The sequence below is a fragment of the Streptomyces angustmyceticus genome, assembly GCF_040701845.1.
Taxonomy (GTDB): Bacteria; Actinomycetota; Actinomycetes; order Streptomycetales; family Streptomycetaceae; genus Streptomyces; species Streptomyces angustmyceticus_A.
The window spans coordinates 380,162-397,260 of sequence record NZ_JBFBHQ010000006.1 but is presented as its reverse complement, the minus strand read 5'-3'; the positions used below and the strand labels follow the sequence as shown (position 1 = coordinate 397,260).

At 69.8% G+C, this 17,099-nt stretch carries 15 protein-coding genes and 1 pseudogene; 4 read left to right on the top strand and 12 right to left on the bottom strand.

Going from position 1 to position 17,099, the window contains the following annotated elements:
* Positions 1 to 99 precede the first annotated feature (99 nt).
* Complete coding sequence (locus tag AB0411_RS17300) at positions 100 to 765, top strand: rhomboid family intramembrane serine protease (protein ID WP_366418136.1); 666 nt, start codon at positions 100 to 102, stop codon at positions 763 to 765.
* 63 nt (positions 766 to 828) lie between these two features.
* Here the strand turns inward: AB0411_RS17300 and AB0411_RS17295 are convergent, their stop codons facing one another.
* Both AB0411_RS17295 and katG read right to left on the bottom strand, forming a co-directional pair.
* Positions 829 to 1,407 carry a TetR/AcrR family transcriptional regulator gene (locus tag AB0411_RS17295; RefSeq protein ID WP_366418135.1) on the bottom strand — a complete coding sequence of 193 codons (579 nt, stop codon included), beginning with the start codon at positions 1,405 to 1,407 and terminating at the stop codon, positions 829 to 831.
* A 631-nt stretch (positions 1,408 to 2,038) separates the two neighbouring features.
* Entirely contained in the window at positions 2,039 to 4,228 is a 2,190-nt protein-coding gene (katG, locus tag AB0411_RS17290; RefSeq protein WP_366418134.1) for a catalase/peroxidase HPI, read from the bottom strand.
* Positions 4,229 to 5,070: 842 nt separating this feature from the next.
* Here katG and AB0411_RS17285 point away from each other — a divergent pair.
* Positions 5,071 to 5,199: a hypothetical protein gene (locus tag AB0411_RS17285; RefSeq protein ID WP_366418133.1), complete on the top strand. Its 129-nt coding sequence runs from the start codon at positions 5,071 to 5,073 to the stop codon at positions 5,197 to 5,199.
* Between the two features lie 242 nt (positions 5,200 to 5,441).
* Here the strand turns inward: AB0411_RS17285 and AB0411_RS17280 are convergent, their stop codons facing one another.
* From AB0411_RS17280 to AB0411_RS17255, 6 genes and pseudogenes are all read right to left on the bottom strand, one after another.
* On the bottom strand, positions 5,442 to 6,146 hold the full coding sequence (locus AB0411_RS17280) for a DUF4232 domain-containing protein (RefSeq protein ID WP_366418132.1): 705 nt from the start codon (positions 6,144 to 6,146) through the stop codon (positions 5,442 to 5,444).
* A gap of 202 nt (positions 6,147 to 6,348) precedes the next feature.
* Entirely contained in the window at positions 6,349 to 6,660 is a 312-nt protein-coding gene (locus AB0411_RS17275) for a GNAT family N-acetyltransferase (RefSeq protein WP_366418244.1), read from the bottom strand.
* Positions 6,661 to 6,669: 9 nt separating this feature from the next.
* Positions 6,670 to 6,837 (bottom strand): hypothetical protein, encoded by a 168-nt coding sequence (locus tag AB0411_RS17270; RefSeq protein ID WP_366418131.1) that lies wholly within the window; start codon positions 6,835 to 6,837, stop codon positions 6,670 to 6,672.
* 168 nt (positions 6,838 to 7,005) lie between these two features.
* Positions 7,006 to 7,227, bottom strand: a pseudogene (locus AB0411_RS17265) (aminoglycoside phosphotransferase family protein); the annotation flags it as partial.
* Positions 7,228 to 7,314: 87 nt separating this feature from the next.
* A complete protein-coding gene (locus tag AB0411_RS38130) occupies positions 7,315 to 8,391 on the bottom strand; it encodes an MFS transporter (RefSeq protein WP_437042343.1) in 1,077 nt (358 codons plus the stop codon).
* Positions 8,392 to 8,629: 238 nt separating this feature from the next.
* Positions 8,630 to 9,997 (bottom strand): HEAT repeat domain-containing protein, encoded by a 1,368-nt coding sequence (locus AB0411_RS17255; RefSeq protein WP_366418130.1) that lies wholly within the window; start codon positions 9,995 to 9,997, stop codon positions 8,630 to 8,632.
* Between the two features lie 533 nt (positions 9,998 to 10,530).
* Here AB0411_RS17255 and AB0411_RS17250 point away from each other — a divergent pair.
* Entirely contained in the window at positions 10,531 to 10,752 is a 222-nt protein-coding gene (locus AB0411_RS17250; RefSeq protein WP_366418129.1) for a DUF7489 domain-containing protein, read from the top strand.
* A 1,133-nt stretch (positions 10,753 to 11,885) separates the two neighbouring features.
* Positions 11,886 to 13,001: a hypothetical protein gene (locus AB0411_RS17245; RefSeq protein ID WP_366418128.1), complete on the top strand. Its 1,116-nt coding sequence runs from the start codon at positions 11,886 to 11,888 to the stop codon at positions 12,999 to 13,001.
* A gap of 121 nt (positions 13,002 to 13,122) precedes the next feature.
* Here the strand turns inward: AB0411_RS17245 and AB0411_RS17240 are convergent, their stop codons facing one another.
* The 4 genes from AB0411_RS17240 to AB0411_RS17225 all read right to left on the bottom strand — a co-directional run bounded on the left by AB0411_RS17240 (position 13,123) and on the right by AB0411_RS17225 (position 16,990).
* Positions 13,123 to 14,301 (bottom strand): 4-hydroxybenzoate 3-monooxygenase, encoded by a 1,179-nt coding sequence (locus tag AB0411_RS17240; protein WP_366418127.1) that lies wholly within the window; start codon positions 14,299 to 14,301, stop codon positions 13,123 to 13,125.
* Positions 14,302 to 14,458: 157 nt separating this feature from the next.
* On the bottom strand, positions 14,459 to 15,247 hold the full coding sequence (locus tag AB0411_RS17235; protein ID WP_437042405.1) for an AraC family transcriptional regulator: 789 nt from the start codon (positions 15,245 to 15,247) through the stop codon (positions 14,459 to 14,461).
* Positions 15,248 to 15,425: 178 nt separating this feature from the next.
* Positions 15,426 to 15,863: a hypothetical protein gene (locus AB0411_RS17230; RefSeq protein ID WP_366418126.1), complete on the bottom strand. Its 438-nt coding sequence runs from the start codon at positions 15,861 to 15,863 to the stop codon at positions 15,426 to 15,428.
* Positions 15,864 to 15,871: 8 nt separating this feature from the next.
* Entirely contained in the window at positions 15,872 to 16,990 is a 1,119-nt protein-coding gene (locus AB0411_RS17225; protein WP_366418125.1) for a hypothetical protein, read from the bottom strand.
* Between the last annotated feature and the right edge of the window lie 109 nt (positions 16,991 to 17,099).

Sequence of the window (17,099 nt, the reverse complement as noted above, 5' to 3'; positions counted from 1 at the left end):
CCGCCGGCGGAAGGGACGCAACACGTGCCACGACTGCCGATGCGGTCTTCCACCGAGTGGCGTGAGCGGGCCGCTCGCGCGGCGCATGCCGTACGGCCTGTGGTCCGAACCGCCCGCACGCGGCTGCTCGGCCTGCGCCTCACCCCGCTCTACGTCGCCCTCGTGGCGCTCCTCACCACGCTCGTCCGCACCTTCCCGCCGCACCTGCGGGACGAGCTCGTCCTTCACAACTCGACCGACATCGCGAATCTCTCCTCAGGACAGCTGTATCCGCTCCTGACCAGCGCTCTCCTCGTCGACGGTGATATCGCGCTCGGCACGGTCCTGCTCCTGACGATCCTCGGCACCGCCGAGGCGCAGTGGGGTTGGCGTCGGGCCGCGGTGGCCTACCTGGCCGGGCACGTGGCCACCACCCTGATCGTCTTCGCGCTTCTGCTGCTCGGCCCCTTCCACCATGCGGTCGAGAGGATCGTCGCGACGCCCGATGTCGGCGTCAGCTACGGGGTCGTCGCCGTCCTCGGCGCCCTGCTGGCCACCTGTCCGCTCCCTCGACGAGCCGGCATCGCCGCCGCCGTCGGCGCCATGTTCTCCGCCGTGTTCCTGGCAGCTCCCACCTTCACCGACCTCGGGCACCTCGTGGCCCTCACCACCGGTCTCGCGATGGGTCGCACGGTCGGCGGACGTACTCGACGGCGAACGGCAAGACCGCGCCCTCCGCTTCGATCCGCCCGGCTCGACGACTCGCCGCCCTCCCCCACCGGCTGACGCCACTCCTCCCCGCGTCGCCCACGCACCGACCCGCGGTGTGCGCCGCCGCTCCCAGGGCAGCTACGCGTCCGCGCTCAGCTGCATGGCGCTGCCCGGCCGGACACCCAGCGCGGCGCGCGCCGCCTCGAGGACCGCTCCGCGCAGTTCGTCGTCCGGCGTATCAGGAAACGCGACGACGCAGCTGCGGATGGCGGCGATCGCGGCGACCGCCCGCGTTCGGGCGGCGAACTCGGCGCCGGGCCCCGCGAGCCACTCGTGGAACGTGGCATTGGCCTGCTTGCTGCGGACCGCGATGGCAGGGTGCGCGAGGGCGGCGCGGTCACCGATGAAGACCGTCATCACGGCCCGGTGCTCCAGGTACAGATTCAGCAGCTCCGCGAGCAGGCCGCGCCGGGCCGCCGGCGTGGCGGGCTGCCGTCCGATGCTCTCGGCCAGGCGCTCCAGACGGTCGAGGGCAGGGGCAGCGAGAGCTTCGAGCAGATCGTCCTTGGAGCGGAAGTAGTAGTACAGGGCCGGCTTGGTGAAGCCCATCTCGTTGGCGATGTCCTGCAGGCTGGTCGCCCCGAAACCTCGCTCGGCGAACAGCCGCAGCGCCGTCTGCTCGATCTGCTCCCTCGTTTTCCCACGGGGCCCGGTCATCGGACGGCTGCACTCCTTGCCTCTTGCGGACAGCTGACCAAATTCTACCTACCGGACAGCAAGATCAACCTAGAACCCTGCTCGACCCGTCCCGGGGCACGCAGGCGCTGCCACCGGTTCGCCCTCAGCACGAAACCTGCCGGGCCCTGAACCGGACCGACGGCCGAACGCTCAAGCTGATGGATCGATGCCGCCTGCGCCACCGCCGCTCTCTACGCGTCAACGCCCACCGCGCCCACCGCCACGCCCCGGCACGGGGCCAACTCCGTGCCGCGTTGCGCTGACCTGGGCTAACGCTCCCTCCTTACGTCCCCGATGCACGCCAGGGGGCGGCAGCGGGCCTCAGCAGCGAGAGCAGGGTTGCACCGCGGAACGTCCCACTACTGAGCCGGCCCCAGGCGCCCGGCCCGCACGGTCTTGGCGGAGGGGCCGGCCCCGAGGCGGCCTACGAGCGCGGTCCAGGAGCGCACCTCGCCGCCGAGGTGCGCTGCTCCGACCACCAGCAGTCCAAGTCGCGGCGCAGTCGTCCACGTGCTGGTGGACGGAGCTCTTCCCGGCGCGCGTCGCCGCCCTCACCCGACCTCACGGATGCCCAGGTCGGCCGATGAGAGCCGACCCGGGCATCGGGCTCTCAGACCAGGTCGAACCGATCGAGGTTCATCACCTTGTCCCACGCGGCCACGAAGTCGCGCACGAACTTCTCTCCCGCATCCCTGGACGCGTAGACCTCCGAGACGGCGCGGAGCTGGGAGTGCGAACCAAAGATGAGGTCGACGGCGGTGGCGGTCCACTTGAGCTCGCCCGTGGCGCGATCCCGGCCTTCGAAGACGTTCTCAGCCGAGGCTGACGCCTTCCACTCCGTTCCCATGTCCAGCAGGTTGGCGAAGAAGTCGTTGGTCAGGGTCTCCGGCCGGTGGGTGAAGACGCCATGCGGGCATCCCGCGAAGCCGGCGTTCAGGGCGCGCATACCGCCGAGCAGAACCGTCATCTCCGGAGCGGTCAGCGTCAACAGGCTGGCGCGGTCCAGCAGGAGCGTCTCCGGTGACAGCTTCTCTCCCGACCGGAGGTAGTTGCGAAACCCGTCTGCCCTGGGTTCGAGCACGGCGAACGACTCCACATCGGTCTGCTCCTGCGAGGCGTCCGTTCGCCCCGGTGCGAACGGGACGGTGACGTCGTGCCCGGCATTCTTCGCTGCCTGCTCGACGGCCGCGCATCCGCCCAGGACGATCAGGTCGGCGAGGGACACCTTCCTTCCGCCGCTCTGTGAACCGTTGAAGTCCTGCCGGATCTGCTCGAGGGTCTGCAACACCTCGGCCACCTCGGGCAGATCGTTGACCTCCCAGCCCCTTTGCGGCGCCAGGCGGATTCGTGCCCCGTTGGCCCCGCCACGCTTGTCGGTGCCACGGAAGCTTGCCGCCGACGCCCAAGCGGTGGTGACGAGCTGGGAGATGGACAGGCCCGAGGCGAGGATCCTGCCCTTGAGGGCAGCGACGTCCGCGTCCCCGACCAGCTCGTGATCCACGTCGGGGACGGGGTCCTGCCACAGTTGCGGCTCGGCGATCCACGGGCCGAGGTAGCGCGACAGCGGTCCCATGTCGCGGTGCAGCAGCTTGTACCACGCCTTGGCGAACGCCACCGCGAGCTTGTCCGGGTTCTCATGGAAGCTCTTCGTGATCGGTGCGTAGATCGGATCCATCTTCAGTGCGAGGTCCGTCGTCAGCATCATGGGAGCGTGCCTCTTCGACGGATCATGAGCATCGGGCACAGTGCCCTGGGCCGAGGGATCCGTGGGAGTCCACTGCTTCGCACCGGCCGGGCTCGTCGTCAGCTCCCAGTCGTAACCGAACAGGTTGTCCAGGTACCCGTTGTCCCACGTCGTCGGCTTCGAGGTCCATGCGCCCTCGAGGCCGCTGGTGAGCGCGTCGGCGCCCTTGCCGCTGCCGTGGGTGTTCCGCCAGCCGAGGCCCTGCTGCTCGATGGGTCCCGCCTCGGGTTCCGGGCCGATGTACGAGGGATCGACCGCGCCATGGCACTTCCCGAACGTGTGGCCGCCGACGATGAGTGCAACCGTCTCCTCGTCGTTCATCGCCATCCGTCCGAAAGTCTCGCGGACGTCCCTGGCCGCAGCCATGGGATCCGGGTTGCCGTTGGGCCCCTCCGGGTTGACGTAGATCAGTCCCATCTGCACGGCACCGAACGGAGCGGCGAGTTCCCTGTCGCCGCTGTAGCGCTCATCTCCGAGCCAGGTGTCTTCGGGCCCCCAGAAGATTTCCTCGGGTTCCCAGATGTCCTCTCGCCCGAAGCCGAACCCGAAGGTCTTGAACCCCATGGATTCCATGGCGCAGTTGCCGGCGAACACCAGAAGATCGGCCCAGGAGATTTTCCGGCCGTACTTCTGCTTGACCGGCCAGAGCAATCGGCGGGCCTTGTCGAGGCTCGCGTTGTCCGGCCAACTGTTGAGGGGGGCGAAGCGCTGGGCGCCGGCACCGCCACCGCCCCGGCCATCGGCGGTGCGGTACGTTCCCGCTGCATGCCAACTCATCCGGATGAACAGCGGCCCGTAGTGACCGTAGTCGGCAGGCCACCACTCCTGAGATGTCGTCATCACCTCAAGGACGTCCTGCTTCAGCGCGTCGAGGTCGAGGGTGGCGAACTCTTCCGCGTAGGTGAAGTCTTCGTCCATCGGATTGGACCGGGAGGAGTGCTGGTGGAGAATCTGAAGGTCCAGCTGATTCGGCCACCAGTCCCGGTTCGACCGGGGTCGAGTCGACGTGGGGGCCGGGGACGGGATTACTGGGTTCTCGCTTTCGCTGCCGGACACGTCCGTCCTTCTTCCTGTCTCGGTGCTTCTGCTGGCTGGTTTCTCTTGCCGTCGGTTGCTCCATTGGTGTCGAGCACTGCGACCCGCGCTCATAGCGCACCCACGGCGCCCGCCGGCTGATGACGCCTGACCAGACCGCGGCAGTCAACGCGGGCTGACGACCAGCGAGAACTTCCCTCGTGCACGACGTCGATGATCGGGCCTGGGTCGGCGTCCGTATGGTCGCGCACCGTGGACCGCACTGCCACGAGAACACGCAGAGCACCACCGCGTAAGACTCGAAGCCCAGAGACGACCCGGTCGCCCTGGCGGCACCGCCGCGGCGAACATGGCATGGCCTGCTCAAACGGCCTGCGCGAGCCGAACTCTTCCCCCGTCGTCATGGCCGTGGACCCTCACGCCCAGGTCCTCGACCCCGCGGACACCCGCACAACCCGGGTATGCGGTTTCCTTCGGATCATCTGATCCTTGGTCCGATGGAAGGACCACACCGGCTCGCCCTGTACGGGTCCGCCTGCGGAGTTCGGCTCGTGATAGGGAACCCACCACCGGCTGCGGAAGTGGGCGACCGAAGGCACGCGGGAACAGATCTTCACCGCGCTCCTGGCCCAGCGGGCCACCGAAGGCCGACCTCGACTGTGCGCCGGCTCCGGTCGAGGCGTGCCCCCCTCTCTCTCGCGGGCGGACACGGTCCGAGATTCCCATGCACGGGGGTGAGGGCCGAGGCCGCATGGTCAGTCAGCCGTATTCGTCTCCGGCAGCCGGTCTCGCACGGCCCCTGGGCGCACTCGTGCACCGGTGCGCCCCCCACTCGGCGCACCCACCGGCCGCGCCGAGACTTCGTGGCCGCCTTCGCTGCCCAGTCGGACGCCAAGGGCACCTTGGTCACCGGTTCGCCCCCACGGTTCCTGAGCGGACCCCGCGGACAGCTCCAGCCGCTGGCCGAACTCGGACCCGAGTGGACGGTGTGACTGGCAACCCTGCTGCGCCCCAGGTCGCTGACCGACATGCTCCCGAGCGCCATAGGTCGGGTCGGGTACACGATCGATGCACGCCCGGCATCACCGCGTGTGGAACCGGCCGTCGGCCGAAGCCCGCCTGACGTCATCCGCGCCTCCCCAACCACCCGAGCCGATGCACCTCGTCGTGCACAGAGCCCCGCCGGCTCACGGGCGGACCGGCGGAGCCTGATCGGGGCCGCGCTGTTGAGGCGTCAGCTGTCCGTGCCGTCACCGGGAACAGCGTCGGCGGGGGCGGTGTGCCAGTTGGTGACGATGGGCCTGTCGACGGTGACGGAGCCCGTGGAGACGCTCGCCGGGTTCGGGTCGGACGAGCCGATGGCCGCGATGAGGAACGTGAACTCGACGCCGCCGTCGCTGTTGGTGGTCTTGGGGTTGATGCCGGCGTAGGCGGTCTTCGAGCCGCTGAGCGTGATCGCCGGGCCGACCGCCTGCTCGGCGGGGTGCGCCTCGATGCCCTTGGAGCCGAAGGAGATCGAGGGCAGCCCGCTGGGAATGGTGCAGGTGATGCCGGGCTTGGCGCGGGCGGACAGCAGGAGGTAGCCGCCCGCCTGCGTCTCGGAACGCGCCGAGAACTTCAGATCGTCGGCCCCGCAGGCCTGCCCGTAGCCCTTCTTGTCGCCGGACTGGCCCGGCTTCGAGCCCGACGAGGACGAACCGTCCTTCGCCGACGTGCCCCCGTTAGCAGCCGAACCGGCCTCCTTGCCGCTGCCGGAGCCCTCCTGGGGTGCACCGCTCGACGACTCTGTGGTGGCCTTGGCGGACGCCGCAGAGCCGTCGGCCGCGGCCGACCCGCTACCACCGTTCGTGCCACAGGCGGTGACGGTCGCCGCGAGCGCTACACCGGCAGCCGCGGTGAGCGCGGCACATCGTATGCGGGCGGTGTAGGTGCGGTTCACGGATACTCCTCGTTGCGTTCAGGGAGAGAGGGACCAGGTTGAAGACTCTTCGGGGCCCCTAGTCGGTGATCACTATTCTTACTCATGCCGCTGCCGACGCTACGCGCGGGTAACACCCGAACAGGCGTGCCCGTCCAAGGTGTTGGCCTCAGCAGGGCGTGCGGGCCCGAGCCCAGCTATGCGCGTGCGGCCCCGGCCGCACCTACGGTTTCTGCATGCCGTACACCCGGTTGGGCACGGCGTTTCCGTCCTCCACGGGTCGGTCGCATGTGCCGGTGCGGGTGAACCCGGCTTTGGCGAGGGCGTGGCCGGAGGCCGGATTGGCGGGGTGGTGCATGGCCTCCAGACGGTTCAGGCCGGCGGTGGTGAACGCGAACTGGACGACGTGCTTGGCGGCTTCGGTGGCGTAGCCGTTGCCCCAGGTGTCCTCACGGAGGATGTAGCTGAGGGTGGCCAGGACAGGGGTTCTTCGACGCAGGGCGAGGCGGCCGATCAGCTCGCCTTCGACTGCGATTCCCCATGTTTACTGTTGGCAAGGCTTCTTGGCCGCCCGCGCGAGGGCCGTACGGATCTTGTCTTGCGCCTCGCCGAGCGTGAGGGCCCTTCCTGTGGTGTCGCGGACCGACGCACCGCTGTAGATGCGCTGGAGGGCCGGGGCGTCGTCGGGGGTCATCTCTCGCGGGGTCACCATGGGGCGGACTCCTTTGCGCTCCTTTGCCGTAGGCCCGTCCACGGGGGCTGCGGACCGGTGGGCGGTGACGGCATCTTTGAAGGTGGGTAACGGTCACGTCCGGACTCCAGTCGGTCAACGATCGACCGGCGCGGAGGACGTCCCGGTCGGCCTGGGGACACGGGGACGGATGGCCACGCTGGCCTCGTGCAGGCGCCGCAGCAGGCATCCCACCGAACTCAGAGCGGTCTCCGTCATCACCCAGCGGGGAAATGGCGGCAGGGCAACGTCGCCAGGGATGTTGGTCAGTTGCTCGCGGTCGTCCGCGGTGAGCTGGACAGGGGTCGGAGCCGCGTTGAAACCGTGCCCCTTGAGTGCGCGGAGGTGGGCGTGGAGGGCGCGCGGTAGGCGGCGGTGGTTGGGCCAGCTCCGACATGTGCTTCGAACTGGGGGGCTCAGCTGGGCATTCACCGAACGCTGAGGCGGCCTTCGTCTGAATCATGTGCTCCGACCAAGGTGCACGTGACCAAGGCGAGAGCGTGAGGGTGAGAGTGAGGGTGAGAGTGCTGCCTGATATAGCTGTGGGGGAAGCGTTCCCGGAAGCGTCACGCTTCCGGGATGAGTTGTACGCGTGTCCGACCGGACGCGGCGATGAGCTGTTCGAGCTGACGGATGCGGTGCTCTGTGCGCCGGGCGCTTGGGCGATGGCCGCCGCCGCGGGAGCGTCATGGCCGTGGTCACTGCGGTGGCGAGAATGAGCGCGGCGGCGAGGCAGAAGGCGTTGCGGGCGCCGGTGAGCGCGGCGGCGGCCGGGGTGGGGTCGCCGGGCGCGGCGGCATGGAAGAAGAGGCTGCCGAGCAGGGCGACGCCGAGAGTGCCACCGAGTTGCTGCACCGCGTTGAGCAGGCCGGCGGCGGAACCCGTCTCGTGCGGGCGGACGCGGTGCAGGGCTGTGGTGAAGAACGGCACGGCGTACAAGCCCTGACCGATCCCGGCCACGGCCAGCACGGGCAGCAGCAGCCAGGGGTAGGAGGCGGGCGGACTGGTGGCGTACACGGCGGCGGCCGATACGACTCCGGCGAGCAGGGCCAGCAGGCCGACGCTCATGCCCCGGGCCCCGTAGCGGGGTACGAGCCAGACGCCGGCGACCCAGGACGACAGCGCCATCGTCGCCGACCACGGCAGCAGCGTGAAGCCGGCCGAGAGGACGTCGCGGTGCAGGCCCAGCTGCATCTGCAACACGGCCACCAGCATCAGGCCGCCCACCACGGAGAAGAACAGCACGCTGGACACCAGCGCGGCGGTGAAGCCGCGGTCGACGAACAGGCCCGGCTCGATGAGCGGGCTGCGGCCTCCGCGGGCCCGCCGCCGTTGATGTGCGGCGAAACCCGCCAGCACCGCGCCGCCGGCGGCGAGCATGGCCCACGACCAACCTGGCCAGCCATGTGCGCCGCCCTGGATGAGCGGATAGACCAGCAGGCTGCTGCCAAGGACCGCCAGCGCCGTGCCGGCGTGGTCCAGCCGCGGCCGAAGCGCGGCACGCTCCTCGTGCAGCAGCGGCGTGGCCGCCAGCACGGCGGCGCCGAGGGGGACGTTGAAAGAGCGCGCCCGTGTTACGCACGATCAAGATGGCCGGACCGCTCCCGGCCACCGGCAAGCCGCCCATGCGACGCCGCTAGCTCGTGCCAGACGACTCGCGAAACGTGGCCTCGCCCCCCGGGTTCTCATAAAACGACCCATTGCCGGAGCAAGATCGAAAGCAGTCCGCCGGGCGCCCGTTGATCTTCGATCGGTTCTCACCACTCGTTCTCACTCAGCAGCGAGGCCGGTTGCGGACCATGTAGTGCCGGTGAGCGGACACGCAGTGGTCGTGTTCGTAGCCGGGACCGAGCGGGCCCACCTGTTCGTAGGCCGCATCGGTGCGTGGGTCGTCGCGGACGGCGAGGCCGTAGGCCGCCTCCAGCCGCAGGCTCTGGTCCTCCTCGTCCGACAGGGCGGCGAGAGCTTCCGTGACGGCGGCGGTCCGGTCGTGGGAGCCGGAGAGGGATTCGGCGGCACGGCGCCGGACATCGGGGTCCGGGTCCCTGAGCAGGGTGAGCAGGATCTCCCGGGCCGCCGGGGTCAGTTGGCGCGGGTGGGCGAGGGCCTGGGCGACGACGTACCGGACCTCGGATTCGGGGTCCCGCGCCAGGGCGAGCAGGGTGGTGACGGCGGGCTCGCTCCGCGGGGGCTGGTTCAGGCAGTACGGCACCTCTCGGCGCACGCGCGGGTCCGGATGGTCGGCGTAGCGGAGGCCGATGGCCTCCTGGTCGGGGTGGTCGTGGTCCGTATAGACGTTCAAGACACCGGCGAGCACCTCGCCGTCCGGCTCGTCGAGCGCCCACGCCGCCAGGAAGTCGACGTCCTGCGCGGTGTCCGGACGGTCGTGGTGGTACGCCAGGGAGTGCCGGGACGACAGGACTCCGGCGAGCAACCTGCGGTGGACGGGAGAGGGGTGGTGGCGCAAGGCCGCCAGGTCCGACCAAGCCTGCGGGCTCTTGCGGAAGGCGAGGGCGTAGCTGACGGTGGACCAGTTGGCGTGCAGCTCGTGCGGGTACGGGACGGCTCGTGCCACCAGCTCCGCCACCGGCGGCAGGACTCCGAACGCCCGCTCCAGGTCGGTGAGGACGCCGCTGTGGCCCGCCCGGACGGTGAGCCCGCCGAGGGAGACCTCCTCGATGTCCGTGTGCTCGTCGTCATGGACCAGTCGCCGGCTGGGCGGGCCGGGGGCCCCGGTACGGCGGCGTAGTTCCTCGGTCTCCCCCGTCTCGTACCAGTGCCGAGCGAGGTCGAGCAGCCGCTTTCGCTCGGTCTCGGCGATCCGCAGCCGCGGGTCCTTGCCGAGCGTGGCGCCGACCAGTGCCGGGGAGCCGAGGTCGACCGCCCGCAGGAGCGGTGTCGTACCGTCCGGCAGCACGACGTCCGAGTCGGCGCCGCTGTCCGTCAGGGCGCCGGCGGTCTCGTGGTCGAACCCGCCCACGGCGGTGCAGAGCAACGGGAGGCCGTCGGGGCCTGAAGTGTTCGGGTCGGCTCCGTCCTGGAGACATGCCCGGACCGTGTGGGAGTCCTTGGCCGTCACGGCTGCGACAAGCCGGCCGTGCACGTCGTTCGGGTTGCTCAGGTCGTGCTGCGGTGCGGTCATCTTCCCCCCTGGTGATCCGTCGACAGCACGCTATCCGGCGCCGGCCCCAGACGGCGCCGAGGCCGACGTCGAGATCCGGCTCAGCCCCGCCGGCCACTCCCCCGCGTCCAGGCCGGACGTGTAGGCATGCGGTCTGGCTCCGCGGCCTGCGCCCCCGTGCCCCATGCCCCATGCCCCGTGCCCCGTGCCCCAAGGAGGAACGGGTCAGCGTCGCCGAAGAACCCGAAGGAGGCACCGGCGGACACCGGAGCCCGGGATGCCGCCCGTCTCCGCGTCGCGCAGGCCGCCTCGCGTCACCCCAATGATCAACGGCGCATGCATGCTCGTGCCGCACTGGACGCGGCGCGGGAAGAGCCGGGAGTCCCTCACGGGGAAGCTGCCACCCTGACAGCGGCACCGTGCCAGAACACCTCAGCAGACTCGGCCGCGAACGCAGCCCCTCCGGGTTCAAAGCCCCGGTAGGACATATGTCATCCCCAGGTGATGACTCATGGCTCTGCAGGTCGGCTGCCGGTCCTCGTAGGCTCCATGGCATGTTCAAATCTCACAAAGTCGGACGAGACGATGCCTGGGAAGGCGTCGTCCTCACCAAGTCCCGGGGCATGCTCGATGGCTCGAACATGTATCACTTCGTCGAGGTCCGCCTTGCCGACGGCGAATCCGTGAAGGTCCGGATCAGCCGTCGACTCTGGAAGTCGATCGAGGTAGACGATCGGATCGTCAAGCGGCCGGGCGCCGACCCGGCCAAGGAGTAGCCCCTTCAGGAGCCCGGAGGTGAGGGAAGCCGTACTGCCGGTCCCGGAGCGGGTGTGCTCTCCGTACGAGCGGAGCCGAGCCGTGGTCGCCAGCGGGCCGGCCATTCAAAAGGGGCCCTTCCCCATAAGAGGAAGGGCCCCTTCGCAGAGCGCCCGGCAGGCCTTGCACCTGCATCTCCCACCGGCTGGTGGACGTCTTTCCTTGGACCACAGACGCGCGGTTCCGGCCCGAGGACCGAAGTTGCCTCATGATCATACTGCATCGGCCCGCCGGCAGCGGAATCCGCCGACAGGCCGCGCAGACCAGGTCACGGTCTTGCTGGTGAGGGCGGATCGGTCATCACCAGCAGAGGCACTCGTGGCGCGGCGCTCCTGCCGCGGCGACGGTGGCGGTGCGGGCGCGGCAGGCGGCCGGGCAGCCGCGGCGGCGAGGCGGGGGGTGCCGGTCAGCTGAAGGGCGGTCTGCGCGCGGTCGGTGGGCCCGATACTGCCTGGTGCTGTCCACGCCGGCACCGCTCCGAGGAATCTCTTGGCGAGGTGAAGGACCCGGGTCCGGACGGCGCCGCCCGCGCCCTGCGCGCCGGGCTGTCCGACCAGACGAATCAGCACCGCCGAGCAACATCTGCTGAAGGAGTGGCTCAGCCGTCTCGCCGCCGACGGTTGATGGCCGACGGCTCGTGCGTTCCCGCCGGGCGAGGCGGCCGCGGAGATCCGGCGCCGGCCCGCACGCCTGAGTCACGGCGGCGGCGCCGGGAGGTCCGCATGCTGTTCCGGCAGGGGCCGAGGCGCGTGCTCCGGCTCCGACTCCGATGAACTACGTTGATCATGCACGGACCGGCGCCGGGGCGTCGCGCATGCGGGACGAAGCTGCCTGTCGGCAAGGGCCGTTCAGCGACCTCCGCCCGGCCGGCGCGCCACAGGCGGCGCCGGTGGGGGAAGACGGCCGGCAACGACGTCACCAGAATCGGAGAACAGCAATGCGGTACGAGTCGTCCGCGCAGCCTGACACGTGCGGTACGCCTTTCATCGCGAGGCCGACCTCGCGTCGCCGGCTGCTGGGAGTGTCCGGCGCGGCCCTCCTCACAGCAGCGTGCAATCCCCAGGCGAGTAGCCAGACGGGTGGCGAGGGCAGTGTGCGGCCGCGTGCGAAGAGCGGCGGCGCACCCACCGGCGAGGCGCCGAACGGCGCGCTGGGGGTGAACTTCAACGAGGATCCCTCCGACATGGATCTCTCCCAGGTGAGGGCCCTTTCGGCGAAGTGGGTGCGCGGCTTCGTCCCGATGACGGAAGACCTCGACGCGCATGCCCCGGCCCAGCAGCGGTCCATCGCCAGGCTGCTCGACGCGAGCGGGAACGACTTCAAGACCATCCTCTCCCTGAAGTTCCCCTTCCTGACTCTCGGGCAGTCGCTTCCCGAGGTGGGCAGCAAGGCGATGGAAGCGCAGCTGAAGCGCGTGGACCGGGTGCTGGACGCCGTCATGGGGAAGATGGACCTCCTCACCATCGGCAACGAACCCTTCCTCGAGACCCTGAAGGACGAGCGCGACGCGCGCCTCAATGTGTTCTACGAGCATGTCGCCGAACACGTCATCGGCTACCGCAGGAAGCACTTCCCGCACGGTTGCGGGACCCGCCTGTACATGGGAGCTCTCAACCGCCTCGACGAGAAGGACGGGCGCACGCCGGCCACCGAGCGGTGGGTCCGCTTCGTCAACAGGACGCCGGAGCTCGAAGGCCTCGACATCCATCCACACGTCGACTCCCTGCAGGCGGCCGGCAGGTACGTCCAGTACGTCGTGTCCCGCCTGGACAGGGGCAAGAAGTTCCTCGCCACGGAGTTCTCCCTGGTCCAGCTCTGGGAAGACCACATGGGCGACAAGATCCCGGCGGCCTACGCCGAGAAGTACGACGTGCCCCCGAACACCCGCGTGTGGCAGGTGATCGGCAGCGCCATCGAGAAGCCCTTCCCGCAGAGGAGGTGGGACGACTTCCTGGCGATGAGCCCGTGGTTCGCCTCCCACAAGGACTATCTGACGCAGCAGATGCGGATGTTCCGGGAGACCGGGAAGCTCGCGGTGGCCACCTACGGGGTGACGCAGATCGAATCCATGCAGACGGGCTGGGACGCTCACAAGAAGCCGTGGATCCTCAACCCCCTGTACGCGAACCGCACCGTCCGGAAGGAAAACGGAAAGGTCGGGCGGACCACCGTCTGGTTCGACTCGTTCCGAGCCCTGCAGGATTCCTGAGCGACCCGACAGCGACTCACCGGTGCTGCTCGCGTTCGTCCCGTTCGTGCCCGGCGGGCACGTGCGGGGCAACGTGGAGGTCCAGGGGGTTCTTCAGTGGCCCACTCGTAGGGGATGACGGCTAGAGCAGCCCGTCGATCAGTTCGCCGTACAGGCGGCCGGCCGTGGGAGAGTCGTTCAGGCGCCGCAGTTCCGCTCGGGTGATCTGCTTGCGGAAGCCGCCCTCGTAGGAGGCATCGCCGGCGTTGTGCATCAGATCAGTGATCCAGATCGCATAGGCCTGGTAGTTCCAGATGTGACGCAGGCAGGTGTCGGAGTAGCTGTCGAGCAGACTCGCGTCGCCGTCCTGGACCTTCGCGATGATCGCGCGGGCGAACACCTCGGTGTCATAGAGCGCGAGGTGGATGCCCTTGGCGCTCATCGGCGGGACGATGTGGGCCGAGTCGCCGAGCAGGTAGAGGCGGCCGTAGCTCATCGGGCTGTACACCACGGACCGCAGAGGCACGATCCGCTTGTCGACGATGCGGCCGGTGGGCACGTCGGCGCCGAAGCGGGCTTGCAGCTCGCTCCAGACGCGCTCGTCCGGCCACTGCGTGGGAGTGTCGCCGGCCGGGCACTGGAGGTAGAGGCGGCTGGCGTCCGCACCGCGGGGGTACCGTGCGGCCAGGCCGCGGTCGTGGATCGCCATGCCGAAGGGGTCCGCCGGCACCTCGGCCATGACGCTGAGCCAGGAGTACTGGTACTCGTGGGAGTAGAGCGTGAGCGCGCCGGCGGGGACGGTGGCCCGGCTGACGCCGTGGAAACCGTCGCAGCCCGCGACGAAGTCGCAGGTGAGAGTGGTGGCCGAGCTGTCGGGGTTGCGGTAGCGCACCGTGGGGCGCTCGCTGTCGATGTCCTCCAGGCTGACGTCGAGGGCATTGAAGCGCAGGTCGCCACCGGCCTCCAGGTAGGCGTCGGTGAGGTTGCGGACGAGGACCTGCTGAGGGAGGAAGACCGAGTCCGTGTCATCGTCTCCGAACCCCATGGGGTACATGACCCCGTCGATCCAGATGCCGCTGGTGATCTTCTTCGGGGAGGAGCCGTCCTTCACGACGTCCTCAAGCTCCCACTCGCGGAACATCCGTACGCCGCGGCTGTCGACGGTACCCGCACGCTGCCGTTCCTCGACGTATGCGCGGCTGTGCTTCTCGACGATGATGCAGCTGATGCCGCTGTGCAGGAGGAAGTTGCCGAGGGTGAGCCCGGCCACTCCGGCGCCGACGATGACGACGGTGGTGGTGTTCTCCGCTGTCTCAACCATGTGCTGTACGAGCCTTTCGGCTAGGAGGAAACCGGCCGCGCCTCAGATGCACGGCCGTCGTGCCGCACGGAGAGCGCGGCCTGCCACCACTGTGGGCGCGGCAGACACCCCCACCAACCGGGATGAGGACAGGCGATACCGGAAACCCGCCAAGGTGTCAGCGGGCAGCGCCGGGGCGCCCGGCGGACCGCGATCGGCCACTTCTGTGGTTGCGCAGATCGGCCTGGTAGCGGCCGGGGGTCTGGCCGACGATCTCGGTGAAGGCGTCGATGAAACTCGACGGGTTGGACCAGCCGCACTCCATCGCCGTGCCGGTGACCGACCGGCCCTTGCTGAGCTGCGCCAGAGCGTGGTGGATGCGCAACGTGGTGCGCCAACGGTGGAAACTCATGCCGAGTTCGGCGTGGAACAGGCGACTCAAGGTCCGCTCGCTGGCTCCCGCGGCCCGCCCCAGGTCGGCCAGGGTCGCGCTCCGGCCGGGATCGGCGTGCAGGAGATCGGTGACCGCGCGCAACCGGTCGTCGTGGGGCTCGGGCAGGTGCAGGGACTGCTCGGGAGTCTCGGCGAGCTCGTCGATCACCACGGTGAGCAATCGCCGGACGGCGCCGGGGCGGGCCTCCGCTCGGTCGGTCAGCGCCAGCAGGGCCTCGCGCAGCAGAGGGCCCACCGCGAACACGCTGGGGTGTGCGACCAGTTCGCCGCACAGGTCGACCGGGACCGTGACAAGGCGGGCGTCGGTAGTGCCGTAGAAGCGGTGCGCATGCTCGAACCCCGGCGGTGTCCACGTGACGCGGTGCGCAGGAGCGACCCAGGTTCCACGCTCGGTCGTGGTGGCCAGGGCCCCTGCGGCCGCGTACACCAGCTGGCCCTCGGAGTGGGAGTGCGGTTCGAACTGGAAGCCGTGCGAGATCCAGGCCCCGCTGTGAGGCGCGGTCGACGGCGGCAGAGAGGATAACGGGCCGGATCGGGGGGTTTTGGGCACAGGGCGTCAATTTACCGGTGAATGGTGTCGGCGCCGACCCTGGAGTCCCTCCTAGGAGGAGCGACATACCTGCACTGGCTTGGTGGGCCGCGATGAGGGGCCGCGGGCCCCCAGGCCATGCCGTGTGCCACCCGTCGCTGCGTCAGCCGAGCCGGTGCTGATCAGCGATCCGGTCCCGTGTGGTTCGGCTGAGGTTGTCGCTCAGCGTGGGGTCGCAACTCATCCGCACATTGGGCGGTTTCCCGCGCCAGACCACTCGCTCGCCTGTGGTCTTGAACCCGCAGCGCTCGTAGAAGCGCACCGCTCGCTCGTTGTACTCGGTGCCCCACAGGCGCAGAGGTGAGCTTCCTGCCCAAGGAGAAGTGCCTGGTGCCGCCGTCGATGTCGTCGTCCCGCAACCGACGCGGTGCCCGCCGGAGGTAGCCGACAGCTTCCCGACGGGCACGTCGTGCGCGGGGAACGGGACGAGCATCATCGCTCCCACCAACGGGCCGAGCCTTTCGAGCTGCCGGCGCCACCGGCTCTCCGCCTTGCGATGCACCGCATCTGAGGCCGCGCGCCGACCCACCGTGGACTCCACGACGTCCCTTAGCCCAGAGCGCATGTCCAGGTCACGGGGTGCGGGGCGCCGGCGCCGTCGTATGGATCGCCGTCGTAGGCCCAACCCCCCGCTCGGGCCTCGTCGTTGACGGCCTCGGCGCCGGCCGGGCCGTCGGGGGCGAGGCTGGGGAGGGCGCGAAGGGGGCCGGAGCCCGGCCAGATCTGGGCCTGGTCGATGGGGGTGATCGGCGGGATGCCGTACGGGAACATCGCGGTGCCGACCGCCACGCCGCTGCTGGGGCTGATGTCGTTGAGCCGGCCCTTGCCCTCGTGAGCGGGGAGCCCCGGTATCTGGACGCCGTCCTTGGTGTAGGGGGCGTCCCAGTAAGTCTCGGCGGCCAGGTCCTGGTGGCTGGATGTGCGGTCGCCGACGACGCGTCCATGGTTGTCGATGGCGGACGGATGCCAGTCCGTGTCGGCGTTGATCTCGACCGGCTTGAGATCCCGTCCCGGTCCTGTGGTGCCACCGGGCCAGACCAGCCCGACGCTGCCGCTCACGTCGCTCACGCCGTCCCAGTACCAGGAGGAACCGATCACCGTTCCCCGGGAGTTGATACCGCGTACGCGGACACGGGTGTGCCCGGGTTTGACGGTGAGGGTCCGGGTGAGGGTGGCGCCGGTCCAGAGATAGGCGGTGTCCGAACTGTCGTTGCCGCCCGCGACGGTCCCGAGGTCGTTGACGTCGGCGGCATAGGTGCCGCCGGGGAGGATGCGTACAGCCGAGGCACCGGCCCGGTAGCTGAAGGCGGCGACACCGACCGGGCCCTGGATGCTGCCCACCATGAGACCGCGGTGGTTGACCGCGGCGACCGAGCCGCTGTCGTACCCGGACGGGAGCGGGACGCGGTGCACGGTGCTTCCCGTCCAGTAGGCGGGCAGCCCGGCGGACCGACCGACGGACAAGCCTCCGATGCCGAAGTCGTTGACGCTCTCGCTGCCCCAGCCCCCGGCGCCGGTCCCCGGCAGCCGGTCGAGGACATGAAGGGCAGGGGTGCAGCGGGAGGCCGGGCCGGGGCGTTCCGCGGCGGTCGCCGGAAGCGCTGTGGTCAGCAGTGTTCCCAGTGCGAGTGCGGTGGCGGCCATGGGTCTGCTGCGGACTGGTCTCATGGAGGAGCCCCCTTCGTCGCGACGGGTTCGGCCCCGCCGGCCGCTCATCATCGGCTGCCGGTACCGACGGACGGGAACGTTCCACGCGCATTGGCCTGATCGCGCCGAA

Bases quoted from the DNA above. Each gene is read 5' to 3' on its own strand.
- AB0411_RS17225 (WP_366418125.1), bottom strand. From the start codon at position 16,990: ATGAGACCAGTCCGCAGCAGACCCATGGCCGCCACCGCACTCGCACTG.
- AB0411_RS17270 (WP_366418131.1), bottom strand. From the start codon at position 6,837: ATGGTGACCCCGCGAGAGATGACCCCCGACGACGCCCCGGCCCTCCAG.
- AB0411_RS17295 (WP_366418135.1), bottom strand. From the start codon at position 1,407: ATGACCGGGCCCCGTGGGAAAACGAGGGAGCAGATCGAGCAGACGGCG.
- AB0411_RS17250 (WP_366418129.1), top strand. From the start codon at position 10,531: ATGTTCAAATCTCACAAAGTCGGACGAGACGATGCCTGGGAAGGCGTC.
- AB0411_RS17255 (WP_366418130.1), bottom strand. From the start codon at position 9,997: ATGACCGCACCGCAGCACGACCTGAGCAACCCGAACGACGTGCACGGC.
- AB0411_RS17240 (WP_366418127.1), bottom strand. From the start codon at position 14,301: ATGGTTGAGACAGCGGAGAACACCACCACCGTCGTCATCGTCGGCGCC.